At 39.5% G+C, this 16,046-nt stretch carries 18 protein-coding genes; 10 read left to right on the forward strand and 8 right to left on the reverse strand.

Going from position 1 to position 16,046, the window contains the following annotated elements; genetic code table 11:
* The first annotated feature begins 1 nt into the window (after position 1).
* On the forward strand, positions 2-706 hold the full coding sequence (locus LEP1GSC195_RS10245; protein ID WP_015682269.1) for a hypothetical protein: 705 nt from the start codon (positions 2-4) through the stop codon (positions 704-706).
* Between the two features lie 2 nt (positions 707-708).
* A complete protein-coding gene (locus LEP1GSC195_RS10250) occupies positions 709-1,551 on the forward strand; it encodes a glycosyltransferase family 2 protein (RefSeq protein WP_015681931.1) in 843 nt (280 codons plus the stop codon).
* Here the strand turns inward: LEP1GSC195_RS10250 and LEP1GSC195_RS19540 are convergent.
* The gene (locus tag LEP1GSC195_RS19540) at positions 1,456-1,800 is read right to left on the reverse strand and encodes a hypothetical protein (protein WP_084597405.1); all 345 of its coding nucleotides are present in this window, start codon (positions 1,798-1,800) and stop codon (positions 1,456-1,458) included. The genes LEP1GSC195_RS10250 and LEP1GSC195_RS19540 overlap by 96 nt on opposite strands.
* A gap of 74 nt (positions 1,801-1,874) precedes the next feature.
* Between LEP1GSC195_RS19540 and LEP1GSC195_RS10255 the strand changes: the two genes are divergently transcribed.
* The 5 genes from LEP1GSC195_RS10255 to mutS all read left to right on the forward strand — a co-directional run bounded on the left by LEP1GSC195_RS10255 (position 1,875) and on the right by mutS (position 7,818).
* Complete coding sequence (locus tag LEP1GSC195_RS10255) at positions 1,875-2,765, forward strand: shikimate dehydrogenase family protein (protein ID WP_015681282.1); 891 nt, start codon at positions 1,875-1,877, stop codon at positions 2,763-2,765.
* 6 nt (positions 2,766-2,771) lie between these two features.
* Positions 2,772-3,971, forward strand: a complete 1,200-nt coding sequence (locus tag LEP1GSC195_RS10260; RefSeq protein WP_015682375.1) for a Mur ligase family protein — start codon at positions 2,772-2,774, stop codon at positions 3,969-3,971.
* A gap of 62 nt (positions 3,972-4,033) precedes the next feature.
* On the forward strand, positions 4,034-4,654 hold the full coding sequence (locus LEP1GSC195_RS10265; RefSeq protein WP_015680596.1) for a TetR/AcrR family transcriptional regulator: 621 nt from the start codon (positions 4,034-4,036) through the stop codon (positions 4,652-4,654).
* 16 nt (positions 4,655-4,670) lie between these two features.
* Positions 4,671-5,303, forward strand: coding sequence for a phosphoribosylanthranilate isomerase (locus LEP1GSC195_RS10270; protein ID WP_015681205.1), 633 nt, complete (start codon positions 4,671-4,673; stop codon positions 5,301-5,303).
* Positions 5,287-7,818 carry a DNA mismatch repair protein MutS gene (gene mutS / locus LEP1GSC195_RS10275; RefSeq protein ID WP_015682380.1) on the forward strand — a complete coding sequence of 844 codons (2,532 nt, stop codon included), beginning with the start codon at positions 5,287-5,289 and terminating at the stop codon, positions 7,816-7,818. Before LEP1GSC195_RS10270 ends, mutS begins: the two co-directional genes overlap by 17 nt.
* Here the strand turns inward: mutS and serB are convergent.
* The 7 genes from serB to bioD form a co-directional block, all read right to left on the reverse strand.
* Positions 7,780-8,697, reverse strand: coding sequence for a phosphoserine phosphatase SerB (serB, locus tag LEP1GSC195_RS10280; RefSeq protein WP_015681926.1), 918 nt, complete (start codon positions 8,695-8,697; stop codon positions 7,780-7,782). The genes mutS and serB overlap by 39 nt on opposite strands.
* A 2-nt stretch (positions 8,698-8,699) precedes the next feature.
* Positions 8,700-9,425 carry a GDSL-type esterase/lipase family protein gene (locus LEP1GSC195_RS10285; protein WP_015680607.1) on the reverse strand — a complete coding sequence of 242 codons (726 nt, stop codon included), beginning with the start codon at positions 9,423-9,425 and terminating at the stop codon, positions 8,700-8,702.
* A 19-nt stretch (positions 9,426-9,444) separates the two neighbouring features.
* Entirely contained in the window at positions 9,445-9,624 is a 180-nt protein-coding gene (locus LEP1GSC195_RS10290) for a hypothetical protein (RefSeq protein ID WP_002984132.1), read from the reverse strand.
* 24 nt (positions 9,625-9,648) lie between these two features.
* Positions 9,649-11,163, reverse strand: coding sequence for an MFS transporter (locus LEP1GSC195_RS10295; RefSeq protein WP_015682098.1), 1,515 nt, complete (start codon positions 11,161-11,163; stop codon positions 9,649-9,651).
* A gap of 92 nt (positions 11,164-11,255) precedes the next feature.
* On the reverse strand, positions 11,256-12,311 hold the full coding sequence (gene bioB / locus LEP1GSC195_RS10300) for a biotin synthase BioB (protein WP_015681753.1): 1,056 nt from the start codon (positions 12,309-12,311) through the stop codon (positions 11,256-11,258).
* 63 nt (positions 12,312-12,374) lie between these two features.
* Positions 12,375-13,697, reverse strand: coding sequence for an adenosylmethionine--8-amino-7-oxononanoate transaminase (bioA, locus tag LEP1GSC195_RS10305; protein WP_040506640.1), 1,323 nt, complete (start codon positions 13,695-13,697; stop codon positions 12,375-12,377).
* The gene (bioD, locus tag LEP1GSC195_RS10310) at positions 13,687-14,379 is read right to left on the reverse strand and encodes a dethiobiotin synthase (protein ID WP_015681880.1); all 693 of its coding nucleotides are present in this window, start codon (positions 14,377-14,379) and stop codon (positions 13,687-13,689) included. The genes bioA and bioD overlap by 11 nt, the downstream gene beginning before the upstream one ends.
* 59 nt (positions 14,380-14,438) lie before the next feature.
* Between bioD and LEP1GSC195_RS20285 the strand changes: the two genes are divergently transcribed.
* From LEP1GSC195_RS20285 to LEP1GSC195_RS10320, 3 genes are all read left to right on the forward strand, one after another.
* Complete coding sequence (locus tag LEP1GSC195_RS20285) at positions 14,439-14,570, forward strand: hypothetical protein (RefSeq protein WP_015682052.1); 132 nt, start codon at positions 14,439-14,441, stop codon at positions 14,568-14,570.
* Positions 14,571-14,632: 62 nt separating this feature from the next.
* Entirely contained in the window at positions 14,633-14,959 is a 327-nt protein-coding gene (locus tag LEP1GSC195_RS20290) for a cyclic nucleotide-binding domain-containing protein (RefSeq protein WP_015680687.1), read from the forward strand.
* Entirely contained in the window at positions 14,956-16,014 is a 1,059-nt protein-coding gene (locus tag LEP1GSC195_RS10320; protein ID WP_015680623.1) for an AI-2E family transporter, read from the forward strand. The genes LEP1GSC195_RS20290 and LEP1GSC195_RS10320 overlap by 4 nt, the downstream gene beginning before the upstream one ends.
* The last annotated feature ends 32 nt before the right edge of the window (positions 16,015-16,046 follow it).

Consider the following 16,046-nt stretch of genomic DNA (forward strand, 5'->3'; position numbering starts at 1 on the left):
AATGGAAAAGATTTCGGGTATGGGAAAGGAAACAAGCGAGATTTCTGATCACATCAAATTACACATCGAAAATGGGAAAATTCTCTCGCTAAAGACTCACCGGGTCTCCAAATCCGTTGAGGAACACATCAAGGAAGCCGTAGGCCTTATCTTAGATCGTCTCACCTATCCCACTCTTGTCCCTACACTCTATACCATCATCAAAGAACTGGCGATCAATGCCTGTAAAGCCAACCAAAAACGTGTCTTTTTTGAAGAACGCGGATACAGTATGTTAAACCCTTCCGAATATGCGAGGGGAGTCAGAGAGTATCGTGAAATGTTTTCCGAAGAGATGTCCAACGAATTTGGAATGAAAGCCAAAAAGAAAGGATACTATTGTTTAATTAACTTCCAATTCAATGACGATGGAATCACCATCGAAGTCATCAACAACACACCCATTGCCAAAGAAGAAGAAAAAGCAATCAGAGAACGATTGGAGAAAGGAATGGTGTATGATGACATCGCTCAATTCTATATGGACAATGCCGACACCACAGAAGGTGCAGGCCTTGGACTTGCCCTCATTCTCATTATGCTCAAAGGGGAAGGTATTGATCCCAATTTCTTTCGCATCATCATCGGAGAAGATTCCACCATCGCAAGATTGGAAATTCCTCTCTCCGATAAGTTTATCTCTGTCCGAGATCCCAATCAAATTTAAATATGCCGCTTCCTTTATCCTGTGCCATCATTACCCTCAACGAAGAGGATAATATTTCCCGCACTCTCGTTGCCCTCTCTTTTATTGAAGATATCGTAGTGATTGATTCTGGTTCCACAGACAAAACAGTAACCATTGCGAAGTCATTCGGTGCCCGAGTATTTTATCGTAAATTTGCCAACTACGCAGATCAAAAAAACTATGCCATCGAACAAACTAAGTTTGATTGGGTACTTGCCATTGATGCCGACGAAGTGGTATCCAGTGGTCTACAATCTGAAATTTCCGATTTATTTACGAACCACAAACTAAACTCCGTAGGTTATCTTGTTCCACGTTTGACTTATTATTTAGGAAAGTGGATTCGTTTTGGCGGATACTATCCCAACTACCAAATCCGATTGTTCAAAAAAACTGCTGGGGAATTTAGCGGTGGTTTGGTGCATGAAAGAGTAAAACTCTCGGGCAAACCGATCAAACTTAAAAATCCACTCTATCATTATTCTTATAAAAATATATCCGACCATTTACAATTCATTGATCGTTATTCCAGTTTGTTTGCAGAAGAAGAATTTAGAAAAGGAAAAACCAGTTCTGTATTTTGGGCGTTTTTAAAAGCGTGTTTTAAAGGATTTTATATGTATTGGATTCGGTTGGGGATCCTAGATGGGAAACAAGGATTTGTTCTCGCCCTTCTAGGGTTTTATTATAACTTTCTTAAGTATTTAAAGTTATATGAAAAATCGAATTCAATCTCTTCTTTCTTTGTTATGGTTGATTCGGTTCATGATGTAAAGAGCAATAAATCCACCAAGAAAGATAGCAACCAAGTTCACATTGGATAGTTGTGTGGATCCAATTTTTGGGGACATGAGCCACATAATGATATCACGAATGTAAGTTTGGAAAGTGGCAAACACGATGAGAGCGCCGATCCCTGCAACAAAAGTGGAACCCCAAAATTTCCCAAGTAAGTCTTTACGTTTATAATAATAAAAATAATAGGCACAGGCTGCGGATGCGAGAAAAAAGAATAAAATATCTACTAGAATTGTCCATGGTTCCGATGGTGCGGCAAGCGGTAATGAAATCATTGTTCTTGTACCTGTCTAATACCTATTTTCGGTAAGCCATTGTTTAGTCCATAAGATAAAAAAAGAGGTTTTCCTTGTATTCAAAACACACCGAGATATTTGGGATCTTGGGATATCCCTTAGGCCATACCCTATCCCCTTGGATTCATAATACACTATTCCAACTCTCCGGATATGATGGAGTTTATTTGGTCTTTGAAAACGAAAAGTGGAAAGAGATCGGTCTAAGCCCTCTCCTTGATTTAGGTGTAAAGGGTGTATCTGTTACCATCCCCTTTAAAGAATGGGCCTATTCACAAGCGGATACGGTTTGTAATGCATCCAAGACTATGGGCTCTTCCAATACCCTACTCTTTCGTGACGGAATCCAAGCAGTCAATACGGATGGAACTGGGGCTGTCCTTGCGATCACCAAATCCAACCCCGATCTTTTAGATCCTATGTTTGAAAAACAAATTTTAATCCTCGGAAGTGGAGGCAGTGCCAAAGGAATCGTTTTTTCATTGGCGGAGACTCTTAAAAATAACGCCGGTGATAAAAAGATCCAAAGAAAGATAAAGATCCTCGCAAGAAATGAAACCGCATCAAGAGAAATCCAGACAGCATTAGGAAATCCTGATTGGTTGGCTGTCACGCCGAAAGAAGAGTGCCTAAAAGAAGCAGAGTTGTATGACCTTATCATTCACACAACTCCCGTGGGAATGAAGGGATACGGCGGTGAACCGCTACTGGACTCCCAATTCTTTACCAAAAAACACACGTTATTCGATATTGTGTATAATCCTTTGGAAACTGATTTGGTAAAACAAGCAAAGAAAAAAAAAGCAGAAATCATTCCTGGGTATTCTATGTTACTCTACCAAGGAATCAGACAATTTGAGTTGTTTACAAATTCAAAAGCAAAATCGAAATGGATCGAAAAAGTAGAATCTTTACTTTTAAAACAACTGAAAAGTAGATCCTAAATAAACATGCAGTTTTTAGATTTTTTACATAGCCTACAAAATATAGAAAAAACAAGAAACTTCAATGTCTTCCAAACATATTCTCTTGATGCACTCAGAGAACTTTTCGAATTTGTAATCACCAAACACAGCATTCACAAACCCATTCGAATCAGCGTTGTAGGAACCAATGGGAAAGGCTCCACCTCACATTACTTAGCCTCTCTCCTATCAACTTTGGGATATAAAACTGGGCTTTATACTTCTCCCCACCTACTTAGCCCCTTGGAACGATTCCAAGTTTTTGAAAAAGGCAAGGCCAATCTTCCCAAAGAAGAGGAAGTAGAAAACTTCTTCACAAAAATGATTCTTCCCGATCTCCAACGATTTTCCTCTCTTTCTTATTTTGAATTTTTAACGGTTTTTTCGTATCTCTTCTTTGTATCTCAAAAAACAGAATTTGAAATTTGGGAAGCAGGGCTTGGGGGAAGGCTCGATGCCACAAAACTTGTGCAAGCCGACTATGTTGTATTAACAAAGCTAGGAATGGATCATTCTGAAATTTTAGGGGATACCAAAGAAAAAATCTGTTTAGAGAAGCTCGGAATCCTAACCGATGTTTGCCGAAAACTTTTGGTGATGGATCCAAACGACACCTCACTTCGAAGCATCATCGAAAATTTTCCAAAAAACCAAATCCCCGTTCGGATCCTCCCTCTCGAGGATAAGCCAAGTTATTTAGAAACTAACTTTCTTTTTGCAAAGGTTACACTCGCAGAGTTTGTTCCCGACAAAAAAGGCGAGATTGAATCCATTTCCTGGGACAGAACCGAGCGTCCCCGTGGAAGGATGGAAGTCTTAAAATCCTCTCCTGAAATTGTTTTTGATCCTGCCCACAATCCAGAAGCGATTGCCACCACTACAGATGAGTTCGGGAGGACCCATACTTCTTTCTCTTTGGTTTTGGGAAGCCTTCCCGACAAAGACCGTGAAGGAATTCTAAAAGAACTGGTTGGCTTACCGCTTGTGTCTCTCTTTCTTTGGGAAGGAGCCGGATTTGGAACCTTTCCTGAACTACCTAGTCCTTTAAAACCCATCACAAGAAGGCTCCAAAACGAAGAGGAGCTGAAAGCCCTATTCCAAGGCAGATTTCCGGTATTGGTGTTAGGAAGTTTTCGCCTCTATGGAATTGTGGCAAAATTAATACAAAATACAACAAACATGTAAAATTGGACTTTACAAATGAATCCTGAACGACATTGTTCTTTTAGGAAACATCGTTCAGGACCATGCAAACTCCCAAAGAACATACACGAAAAGAAATCTTACAAGCGGCTCGAGAGGAATTCATCCAACTCGGTTTTGAGAAGGCAAGTATGCGAACCATTGCAAAAAAAGCAAAGGTCTCGACGAGTAATATCTACAATTACTTCGAAAACAAAGAACACCTGCTCACAGAAATCCTACAGCCAGTTCTATCTGGAATGGAGAAAGCCTTTGCTTACGTTTCTCATCCCGATTACTTTGAAAAAAGATTTAACGACAGTTATGAGGCCTGGCAGGAAAGATTTCATATTGCTCTTGAATATGTAGATGCAAATCGAGATGACTTTATCCTTTTGCTTACCAAGTCACAAGGTTCACATCTAGAAGAATTCCCTGATACAGTTCTCACTCGCCTTACAAAAATCAACTTCGACCAATACAGCACTTTCAAAGAAAAAAACCCTTCTTACAAAGGGGAAGTAAGTGAATTTGTAGTGAGAAACATCCTTTCTTTCTTTCTCAACATTTTCGTCCAGATGGTGAGGCAAGGAATCTCCAAACAAGATATGTTGGTATATCAGGATAGTTTCCTTAAATTTTTGCACTTCGGATACAAAGGATCGATTGCCTCTGATCTGAGTTGAATCAATCTGGTTCTCGATGGGAACTGGATACAAAATTAAAATCTGCGGAATCAAAGACCTGGCGACACTCGAACTCTGTGTGGATCTCCAGGTCGATTTTGTAGGACTAAACTTCTCCCCTCGTTCTCCACGTTGTATTACGGCAGAAATCGCTGAAAACTTACTCCAATTAAGGAAGAGAGACGGATTTCCCAAACTTGTATTTTTATTCTTTGAAAACTCTGTTTCCGAAATTCAAAACCTAAACACACGATTCCAACCAGATCTTGTCCAACTGATTCGCGGGGACAGGTTTCTCACAAAAGAACTATGGGACAACCTGACAGAAAAAAAATCACTCCTTCCTGCCATTCGGATCCAAGAGAAAGTTGTTTCTGACGCAGACTTAGAACCAAAATCAGATTTAGTAATTTTAGATAGTTATAATAAAAATTTGGGTGGCGGGACTGGGCATAGTTTCCCCTGGGAGTATGTAACATCCGTAAAACGACCTTTTTTACTCGCTGGTGGAATCACTCCTGAAAATGTAAAAACTGCCTTAGAAACTGTCCATCCTTATGGTATTGATGTGGCCAGCGGTGTGGAAACAGGCGGCAAAAAAGATCCAAAGAAAATACAAGAATTGGTACAAAATGTCCGAACACTATGAAGCATTAAATACTCCCGTGATGCGGCAGTACATGGAAGTGAAAGAACAACATCCCGATGGAATTGTATTTTTTCGTATGGGTGACTTTTACGAAATGTTTTTGGACGATGCAAAAATTGCCGCACAAATTTTAGACATTACTCTCACCAAACGCCAAAACCAAATTCCAATGGCGGGGATCCCTTACCATGCCACAGAAAGTTATATATCAAGACTGATTGCCGCCGGAAAAAAAGTTGTGGTTTGTGAACAAACAAAACCGGACGATCCCAAGGCAAAAATTATGTCAAGGGAAGTGGTGCGAATCATCACCCCAGGAACTGTGGTAGAAGACAATTTACTCGGTGGATACCAAAACAATTATTTATCTTTGTATTATAAAGAAAAAACTTCCGTATATCTAGCGTTTGCTGACGTTTCCACTTCCGAACTTTTATATTTCTTTTTTTCCGAAAACGAAACAGAAAGAATCAATGATACCATCAAACGATTCTCACCAAAGGAAATCATATTTACAGATGAAGTTCCCCCTTTAGCCAAAGAGTCCAAAATCATTCTATCAAAAATTCCCCCAGACTATCTCCCCAAAAAAAAGGGAGCAGGAATTGATACAGTAGTTCATGTATTAGATGCCTACCTCCAATACAATTACCGCAAACAAAACTTTGTATTCCAATCACCAAGACGAATCGATGAAAGCGAATATTTAGTGTTAGATGAACAAACCGTATCCCATTTAGAACTCGTTGAAAATACCAATGACAAAAACCATACTCTCTTTGGTGTTTTAAATCGTTGTATCACTGCCACGGGCAAACGGTATCTAAAACAAAGAATTCTTTTCCCCACAAGGGATGAAAATAAAATCAAAGCCCATTGGGATAAAATTGAAATACTCTCCGCCAATAAAAAAGAAAGATTCCAAATCAAAGAACTCTTAGGTGATCTAATTGATTTAGAACGAGTGCTCACTCGGTTTCGTGTAGGAAAAGCCCTACCCCGGGACTTTCGTGGAATCGATAAAAGTTTAGAATCCACAGCCAATACCAAAACCATTTTAGATGGAATTGGTTATGACTTTTCAAAACTACCCAAAGAACTAACCAACCTTTCCCAATTATTTTTCGATACTCTCTACGAAGGAGAGTTACCCGTTTTCCTTGGAAATTCTCCCTTTTTAAAATCGGGATTCAATAAAGAATACGATGATGCCATCCTTGCCCGCGAAAAGGGGAAGGATTGGATTTTGGAATTAGAAGAGAAGGAAAAAAAAGCATCTGGTATTTCCTCACTCAAAATTCGTTACAACAAAATCCTTGGTTACTTTATTGAAATTTCTAAAGCGCAAGCTAAAGAAGTGCCGGCCCATTTTCTAAAAAAACAAACTTTGGTTACAGGAGAAAGATTCACATCTCCAGAGTTGGAAGAATTAGAGAGAGCCATCTTACAGGCTGATGAAATCATCGAACGAATTGAAAAAGAAAAATTTGAAGAGTTAGTGGTCCATTGCATTTCTCTCTATGAAGAATTTCTAACTCTCTCCAATGAAGTGGCCTCACTAGATTATCATTTATCACTTACAGAAACCAAAGAAGAATACCAATGGACAAGACCTGAAATTCGTAATGATGGAATCTTAAACTATTCCGAATCGCGTCATCCCGTTGTTGAGACATTTTTGCCCATTGGCGAACGTTTTGTACCTAACAGTTTAGAACTGAATCCCAAAGACAATGCCATCGCGGTGTTAACTGGTCCCAATATGGCCGGTAAATCCACCTTTATGCGCCAAATTGCTATCAACCAAATTCTATTCCAAATGGGCTCTTATGTTCCTGCAAAAAAAGCATCGCTTTCTGTTGTGGATCGGATCTTCACGCGAATTGGTTCCGGAGACAACCTAACCAAAGGAGAGTCTACTTTTTTTGTAGAGATGAAAGAAACCGCAACCATTCTGAATCAATTTTCAGAGAACAGTCTCATTCTATTTGATGAAGTGGGTAGAGGAACTTCCACCTATGATGGGTTATCGATTGCATGGGCGATTTTAGAATTTTTAACAGTCAAATTTCCGAAACCTAAAACCATCTTTGCGACTCACTACCATGAACTCACGGAACTCGAAAAAGGAAATGGAATCTTTAATTTGTATTTGGATACTTTTGAAAAAGAAGGTGAAATTCTATTTCTAAAAAAAGTCAAACGTGGGAAATCCAAACAATCTTTTGGAATTTATGTAGCAAAACTAGCAGGGATTCCCGAAGCCGTTTCCGATCGTGCCAAAGAAATTCTTTCCGGTTTGGAATCAAAAAAAAGGGAAATTAAAATCAAAAACGAAGAACCAAGTCTGTTTACAGGTCTTATGGACAATCATACATCCAATATGACACCAAACGAAGAAAAGGTTTTAAAAAGACTCAAACAAATAGATCCGAACCAGATCCCACCACTGGAAGCCTTGTCAATTTTAGATGAATTAAAACGAATCCTCAAAGAGAAAGACGAGAGCCGATAAATCTGTAAAATCAATCCAATTGGTAATTTTGTCTTTTAACCCTTGTTTGGCGTGAATTCCAATTCCTATTCCTGCGGCATTTAACATTAAAGCATCGTTGGCTCCGTCCCCTACTGCTACCACTTGTTCTAGGGGAATCGAAAGATCCTTTGCATACTTTTTTAGATAAAATTCTTTTTTTTCTCTGTTGATGATCTCACCAAAAATCTCGCCGGTGAAGTTTCCATTCACCTCTTCCAATCCATTGGCCCTATAAAAACTCACAGGATACTTTTCAGAAAATAATTGCAAAACAGGTGTAAACCCGCCACTTAGGATTCCCAATTTAGATCCGTTAGCCTGCACAAACTGAAAGACCTTTTCCATTCCCTCATTCAATGTTAGTAGATCATACACTTCTCTGAAACTCTCTTTAGAAAGCCCAGCCAAGTGTTTCACTCGCAAACGGAGGGCTTCATCAAACCCCATTCCACCTTCCATCGCTTGTTTGGTAACAGTGGCAACTTCTTCATAGACTCCATGTTTTCTTGCCAATTCATCAATGACCTCTTCTTTGATGACTGTGGAATCCATATCAAATACAAAAAGAGATTCTTTCTTCTTAGGTAACAAAGAACCAATAGACAAAAAGTCTATTTGGTGATTTGCCAAGTGGTTACGAATTGTCACCACTTGGTCCCTAGTTAAAGATTCCTTTTGTAGAATTTGAACACAGTATAACCCAAATTTTTCTCTGCGGAATAGTTGGGATTGAGAACCAGAAACATCAAAAGTTTTGTCGATTGATGGATTTACACCATCAGACTTTAGGTTTGGGAAGTTTTTTGAGAGAAGAGAATCAGCAATAGGAGAACGAGAAATTAAAAGCGAAGAATTCATTTTTACTTTTGCAGATAGGGCCTTAATTTTTTACCCCAAACTTCATATCCTTTTTCATTAAAATGCAGGCTGTCTCCATTAGGGCGGATTAATTCTTCACGAAGAGTGGGTGAATCGATTTTTCTCATGCTATCCCAAACTTCAATGTATTCTACGTTGGTTGTCGTCCTTGCCACTTGGTTCAAAAACAAATTGAATACAGGCACAATTTGATTCAGTTCCTTAACTCTTGTTGGGGGAACCGCAATGAGAAAGATCTTTGTGTTTCTATTTTTGGATTGGATTTTTTGGATGATAGCGAGTAGGTTATTTTGAACCAAACTCAAACACTTTCCTTGGATAAAATCGTTTCCACCAATTTCGATTACGATTTTTTCTGGATGGAGGACGAGAATATCTTCTTCCATTCTTGTGAGAAGAGTTTCTGTCATATCCCCACCAATCCCACGATTGGTGACCGACTGACCTGGAAATTCTTTAGCCATAAGGTCCGGTAAAAACAAATGTACCAAACTATCACCGGCAAAAACAACATTAGATCTTTTGATTTTCAAATTGTCTTGTGCGTATAACAAGCGTGTGGGGAGCCAAGCCTTCTCTATATACTTTTTGAAGTTAGAGTCATCTCGCCATCCCGGCTCTGCAAAACATTGGAAACTGGTATCGAAATAGTCACGTTTCGAGGAGGATTTACAATCGGTAACACTCAAAACCAGGGCAAGAACCATGCCCCAACGGAGGAGGAATTTATTCCTGTTCTTGCGGTTCATTCATTCGGAAGCGCTTTTGCCAATCTTTGATTTGGGCCTGCGCATATTCTTCCGTGTCACAAATCCGAAACTCGATCGGGTTATTTGTGGTTGTCTCGATGAGTTTGGCTTCGATATACCCGTTCTTTAACTTGGTTGTCTCAATGCGATATCTCATCTGAATAGCTCCAAAAACCAGGATTTAATTTCCACGTATCTTTGCAATCTCTTCTAAAGTTTCATCTTCTTTGTATTTTCCAAAGAGAATGATGGCGAGTAGACAGAATGCAGAAGCCAGAGGACCAGTCAAGCGAACACCTAGCTCCCCTCCCGCTTCTACTTCTTCGACTTTACAAATGGTAGATTCCATACTTATTTTTGTCTCTCCCTTTAGATTTTTTTCAGATTCGGACTTCGGTTCGGACACAGAAGGAGCAAGGATTCCTGTCACAGTGGGTGACACATTTTTCTTTGTTTCACGATCAAGTCCGAGAAGAATGACCGTACTAAAGATAAGAACGGCCAGTGTTTGCCCCAGCTTTTGCATAAAGGTTCTGCCGGCATAAAACAATCCTTCCCGTTTGGAACCTGTTTTTAAAGAATCAAGTTCAGCAATATCAGCTAAGATAGCATTTGGCAAGATACCTAGGATTGCAATCGGAATGGCTGCCACAGCAACGATCAAATAACCTTGAATATACGGTGGCAATGGTAATTCATCTTTTCCGATAAAATAGAGAGAAAGAAACAAGGCCAGAAATACATAGAATCCAAATAAAACTGTCTTTTTCTTACCGATCTTTCTTGCGATCCAGTTGACAACGGGATAAAAAGCAAAAGAAACAAGCAACATCACTGTGAGTAGTTGTGTTACAAACTCGCGTTCCAATTCCAAAAGGACCGTTACATAGTAAGAGATCCCCGTTGTGAGTATGGTGAGGGCAAGAAAGTAACAAAGATCCGATAAAGCAAAGTATAGAAAATTCTTATTTTTGAATGTAAGGAAGATCGCCTCTTTAAAAGGAACACTCGATGCTTCTGACTCACAATAGGTTTTTTCATGGATAGAAATAACAGGGAAATACATACAAATCGCAGCGAATACACAGAGAATTCCTATAGCATATTGACGAGAGACTAAAGTCTGAACGGACAAGTCAGTATCAAAAACAAAGTTCGATTGCAACACATTAGCAATCATCGGTTCTGTCGATGCCACAATGATCCCCAAAGCGTAAGTAACGGAGATATAAGTAGAAAGATTCAATCGTTCTTCAGGAGAATGTCCAAGCTCAGGAATGAGAGCAAAGAAAGGAGTCACATACACCGTTAAAAATAGATAAAAAAGCAACATACACCCTGTCATCCAAACTAGGTTTGTAGAAGAGACAAAGTTGTGAGGAGGCACAAAAATTAGCCAACAAAAGACGGCTGCTGGCACACCACCAAGAAAAAGAAAGGGAATGCGCCGACCAAACCGAGAAGAAAACCGATCCGAAGAATTAGCAATGATAGGATCTGTAAATGCATCCCACAAACGACCGACCGCAGCAACAACACCAATCGTAGAAAGGCCCCAAAAGGCCATTTTTTCAATGAGGTCAGGAAAACAATCCTGACCAGGTTTCGGTGCAGGAGGAAGATAAAAATAAACTTGATGGAGACCAATGATATTGATGAGAGTCGACCAACCTAATTGGCCGATCGCATAACTCATCTGCTTTCGAAATGGTAAAGACGGTTTTCGCATGTTTTTCACTAGAGGCGGTAAAGTAGAAGCATGATACCGCCAAAAGTAAAAAAGGCAAACTACTTTTTATGTTTGTAGAGTTCCGGAAAATTTTTCTCGTCGTAGAGGGATTGTGTTTCGTATTCATCCCAACCTTCTGGTACTCCTTCAGTAAATTCAGGTACCATAGAACAATCCCGAATCAAGTTCATTGTTTGAACCATCTCACTCCCTTTTACGTTTAAGTACCCTTCAGCAAACAATGAATTGGCTACAAATAAAGCCATGGACTGTAAAGAACCCAAGTGTCCTTCTCTTCCTGCACCAATACGAATTTCTGAATCTGGATTGACCAAACGGAATACAGACAAAACACGAATACAAAACTCAGGTGTGAGTGATGACTTCTGAATGGCGTGGCCTTTGATCGGAATAAAAAAGTTAATGGGGATAGAAATCACACCTAGTCGTTTGAGTTCAAATGCAACTTGAATTAGATCTTTAAGCTCTTCTCCCATCCCAACGATGATTCCAGAACATAATCCAATATCGGCCTCTCTTGCCGCCTCAAGCGTTGTTAGTCGGTCTTTGAAAGTATGTGTGGAACAGATTTCATTGTATTTGGATTCAGATGTATTGAGGTTATGATTGTATCTGTCAAGACCTGCATCTTTAAGAACTCTGGCTTTTTTTGCATCCAAAATTCCAGCAGACAAACAAACCTTCATCCCCAACTCTCCGTTGATTTTGGCGATAGTCTCTGCAAGTTTATCCACAGCTTTGTCAGTAGGACCTCGACCTGAGGTTACCATACAAAACCGGTAAGCACCGTTGTCTTTTGCACGTTTGGCATCATCCCAAATCTCTTCGGGAGTCTTCAAAGAATACTCTTGGATTCCCGAATCTCCGCCTTTTCTTTGGGCACAATATCCACAATCTTCAGGGCAATAACCATTTTTGATATTATCTAATATATGAATGCGAACACGATTGGTATAATAACGACTTCTTTCCTCTGACGCCCGAGCGACAACCGACAGCAAAGGAATTTTTCCTTCTAGGATTTCAAGGGCTTCCGCTTCCGTAATTAAGGATGGAGCTGAAGATACTGTTTTTTCTTGGACTTCTGCAATCATGAGAACAGGTTTCGGCGTGCGGGAACCTGTGTAAACGAAGAAAATCTCTTCGTATATTTAGTCTCAATCTGATTCTGGAATACTAAGGAGAGTCTGTTCCAAAGCCAAAAAAATTTGATCGAGAGAGTTCTCTGAAATGGTATAGGGTGGAGTGATATAAATAGTTCTGCCGAGGGGTCGAAGGAGAACACGAAATTCTTTCATTTTTTCACGAATCTGTTTTCCGATTGGGTTCAAATATTCATCCTCGGCGATGGTTTCCTTATATTCGAAGGCAAAGATTCCACCCATCACTCGAACATTTTCAATTCGGTTTCCCAAGATTTTTTGGAATGGTTCTACTCGTTTCTGTAAGGAGTCTTCCAGTTTTTTGACTTGAGTAAGTCCCATCTCTTGCAAAAGTTTAACAGACGCATAACCAACGCTACACGCCAGTGGATTCCCCGTCATCGTGTGTGCATGAAAAAAAGCACGATAAGGATCTTTGGATAAAAACTGTTTGTAAATGAATTCAGAAACTAGAGTGGCCCCAAGGGGCAACATTCCTCCTGTTAGTCCCTTTGCCATCACAAGAAGGTCCGGTTTTGTTTCTGCCATTTGGTAAGCAAATGCGGAACCAAGCCGTCCCATCCCCGTAAAAACTTCATCGAAGATGAGAAGGGTATGAGTTTTTGTTGCAAGCTCTCTTAATTTAACGAGAACCTTTTTATCATAAAACAACATTCCATTGGCTCCAAAGACTAATGGTTCAATCACAATTCCCACATAGTCCTTTTGTTTGATTTCCAACTCTAAATTATCTAAACATTCCGTAGAACAAGTATTTGGTTTTTTTCCCCAAGGACAATGGTTACAATTTGGAGCTGGAAATTCTTTGGTAGGGAATCTTAGATCAGAAAAGATCCGATTGAAGTAATTTTTTCCAGATACGTTCATAGCACCAATGCTATCGCCATGATAGGAATTGGAAAAAACAAGAAATTCTGATCTAGAGGTTAGGTCTGGATGGTTTTGGTAGTATTGGATTGCAAGTTTCAAAGCAATCTCAATCGCATTCGATCCATTATCCGAATAAAACACTTTATGAAAGTCGAAATTTGTTAGTTCTAATAAAGATTTAGACAATGACTCGGCTGCTGGATGGATATGACCCGCGAGCATGATATGATCGAGTTCTGCTATTTGTGTTTTGAGTGCAGCAACTAACGCAGGATGGCGGTGGCCAAAAATTATAGTCCACCAACTAGCGATGGCATCAATCCAAGTTTTTCCTTCGGAATCGGTAACAAACTCTCCTTCCGCTTTAACAATATGGATCAAGTCCTCCCCTTCTTCTTGGAGAGTCAAGGGAACCCATGTAAAAGTTTGGAGTGGATTAAATTTCATCTTCAGGGTTGAGTAAAGTATCGATCACATTTCGATGGGTATCAAAATGTTCGTTAGCAAACGAAATAAATGCTCCCGGTGATAATTTCTGTTCTGGAAAATTGGTAATTCCCAAACAAGGAGCACCACCTAACCTTTGAATGATTTCCGCATTATCCTTTTGTAATGAATTGTTTGGTCCAACTAAATAAAATCCAATTACGGGAATAAAACGTGCTGTCAGCACATCTAAAGTTAACAATGTATGATTGATCGTTCCAAGTTCTGTGGATCCAATCACAACCACAGGTAAGTTACTTTCTTGGATCCCTTTGATGGCAAGGTAATCCTCTGTCCAAGGGACAAAAACCCCACCTGCCCCTTCGATCAATGTGTTGGTTTTTCTTTCTTTAGCAATGACGCCGAGAAGAGATTTGGGATCCAAATTTTTCCCTTCCTGTTTGGAGGCATAATGCGGACTTGCAGGAGTCAAAAACTCGTAAACAGGTTTTAGAAAGAATAAATCAGATAAATTCGTTGTTTTCTGGACAAACTCGGTATCACTCGCACTAGAAAGCCCGGTTTGGATGGGTTTCCAATACCGGAACCCAAAGCTCTCAGCATATTTAGCCATAAATAGACAGGAAAAAAATGTTTTCCCGATATCCGTTCCGGTTCCCGCTACATAAAAAGCTTGGCCCATACGGATCAAGTTTTATCAATTCTTGACCCCGTCTATCCGATTTATATAGGAGAGGCTCTATGCAACTTCCCCTTTGGAAATCCATTCTCAAACGTGACGAAAACCCGATAACGGAGATTTCACATTTTTTACGCGAAACCGCTATCTTCGAAGGTATGTCTCGTAGGACCTTACGTGAAGTCGCAAGCTGATTCACAAACGTAAGTATTATGCTGGGGAAACCATCTTCTACCAAGGCCAAGCAGGAACCGGTGTGTATTTGATCTTACAAGGGAAGGTGGAAATTTTTTCAGAAAGAGAAGGTGTCACTTTAAAGCTCGCAGAACTAGAGAAAGGTGCTTTTTTTGGAGAACTTGCACTGTTTCAAGATTTTCCTAGATCTGCCACTGCAGTTGCTCTTGTGGATTCCATTCTACTGGGATTTTTTCAACCAGAACTAAAAACTCTTTTAGAAACTAAACCAAGAGTGGGAAACGATCTACTTCTCAGTTTTGCGTCAATCATTGCCGATAGACTTCGCAAAACAAATGATACATTAGAAGCGGCCTACTTCAAAAGCAAAAAAAATAAAGCCAAATGAATTTAAAAGAATTCAATATATCATCGCTTATCTTACGAAGTGCTTTTTTTGGGCTGATTGCACTTACCATTTTGATTGGGATAGTGGGAGTTAAGTTCTTAGCCATTCCACTTCTCATTTCAGGAATCCATTTTTATATTTTCCATGGAATTGTAGATTATTTTGAATCAAGGGGAGTTCATAGAGCGATTACAACCATCCTTATCTTCTCGGTTTTGATTGCCGTGGCTTATTGGTTTTTAGCTTTTTACCTGCCAAATCTTTTCGAAAAGGTGCAACCAATCGTTTCCGAATGGTCAACCAAGATGGATGATCCCAATTTTCAGTTACTAGATTTTAATAAACTTCCTGTTGTTTCCCAAAATCCTGAGTTGTGGAAAAAAATCATTAACCCGGAAGAAGTTGCAAAAATGGCAACAACCAATTTGGAAGAATTTTTACGCAGTCTTGTTGTAATGATCCCAACGTTTATCAGTTGGATGATTATCATTCCCATCATTAGTTTCTTTTTATTATTGGATGCAAATCTAATCTATAAAACTGTGATCAGTTTTATCCCCAATCGATTTTTCGAGATGTTCCTGATGGTATTCTATCGAATGAACCAGCAGATCACTAGTTACTTAAAGAGTTTGGTAATCCAATGTGGAATTATGGCAATCGTTGCTTCCATTGGTTTTTATATTGTAGGAGTTAAGTTTTTTATTCTCTTTGGAGTGTTTTTGGGTATCGCCAATTCCATTCCTTACCTTGGGCCCCTGATAGGTGCAGTTCCTCCCATTTTATTCTCTATCATCTTCCCAGAAATGTCACCTTCTATTGGTTCCATTGCTTCTGTAGTCGTGGTAGCTCAATTAGTGGATAATGCCATTGTCCAACCAGTGGTGATTGCTAATGCAGTTTCTCTCCATCCGCTTGCGATTATGATTGGAATTGCTGTAGGAGGAAACTTCTTTGGAATCTTTGGAATGTTACTCGCTATTCCAGTGTTATCCATTCTTAAAGTAACGATTGGAATTTTATACCATGCGTTAAAAGAACACCAAATCATCTAATTGAATTCGTTCATTAAAGGTTAGGCTGTTTT

Origin of the sequence: Leptospira wolbachii serovar Codice str. CDC (assembly GCF_000332515.2) — a bacterium.
Taxonomy (GTDB): Bacteria; Spirochaetota; Leptospiria; order Leptospirales; family Leptospiraceae; genus Leptospira_A; species Leptospira_A wolbachii.

What these genes read in the sequence shown, in the direction of transcription:
- LEP1GSC195_RS10245 (WP_015682269.1), top strand. Translation starts at nt 2, where the DNA reads ATGGAAAAGATTTCGGGTATGGGAAAGGAAACAAGCGAGATTTCTGAT.
- LEP1GSC195_RS10250 (WP_015681931.1), top strand. Translation starts at nt 709, where the DNA reads ATGCCGCTTCCTTTATCCTGTGCCATCATTACCCTCAACGAAGAGGAT.
- LEP1GSC195_RS19540 (WP_084597405.1), bottom strand. Translation starts at nt 1,800, where the DNA reads ATGATTTCATTACCGCTTGCCGCACCATCGGAACCATGGACAATTCTA.
- LEP1GSC195_RS10260 (WP_015682375.1), top strand. Translation starts at nt 2,772, where the DNA reads ATGCAGTTTTTAGATTTTTTACATAGCCTACAAAATATAGAAAAAACA.
- LEP1GSC195_RS10265 (WP_015680596.1), top strand. Translation starts at nt 4,034, where the DNA reads ATGCAAACTCCCAAAGAACATACACGAAAAGAAATCTTACAAGCGGCT.
- LEP1GSC195_RS10270 (WP_015681205.1), top strand. Translation starts at nt 4,671, where the DNA reads ATGGGAACTGGATACAAAATTAAAATCTGCGGAATCAAAGACCTGGCG.
- mutS (WP_015682380.1), top strand. Translation starts at nt 5,287, where the DNA reads ATGTCCGAACACTATGAAGCATTAAATACTCCCGTGATGCGGCAGTAC.
- serB (WP_015681926.1), bottom strand. Translation starts at nt 8,697, where the DNA reads ATGAATTCTTCGCTTTTAATTTCTCGTTCTCCTATTGCTGATTCTCTT.
- LEP1GSC195_RS10285 (WP_015680607.1), bottom strand. Translation starts at nt 9,425, where the DNA reads ATGGTTCTTGCCCTGGTTTTGAGTGTTACCGATTGTAAATCCTCCTCG.
- LEP1GSC195_RS10290 (WP_002984132.1), bottom strand. Translation starts at nt 9,624, where the DNA reads ATGAGATATCGCATTGAGACAACCAAGTTAAAGAACGGGTATATCGAA.
- LEP1GSC195_RS10295 (WP_015682098.1), bottom strand. Translation starts at nt 11,163, where the DNA reads ATGAGTTATGCGATCGGCCAATTAGGTTGGTCGACTCTCATCAATATC.
- bioB (WP_015681753.1), bottom strand. Translation starts at nt 12,311, where the DNA reads ATGATTGCAGAAGTCCAAGAAAAAACAGTATCTTCAGCTCCATCCTTA.
- bioA (WP_040506640.1), bottom strand. Translation starts at nt 13,697, where the DNA reads ATGAAATTTAATCCACTCCAAACTTTTACATGGGTTCCCTTGACTCTC.
- bioD (WP_015681880.1), bottom strand. Translation starts at nt 14,379, where the DNA reads ATGGGCCAAGCTTTTTATGTAGCGGGAACCGGAACGGATATCGGGAAA.
- LEP1GSC195_RS20285 (WP_015682052.1), top strand. Translation starts at nt 14,439, where the DNA reads ATGCAACTTCCCCTTTGGAAATCCATTCTCAAACGTGACGAAAACCCG.
- LEP1GSC195_RS10320 (WP_015680623.1), top strand. Translation starts at nt 14,956, where the DNA reads ATGAATTTAAAAGAATTCAATATATCATCGCTTATCTTACGAAGTGCT.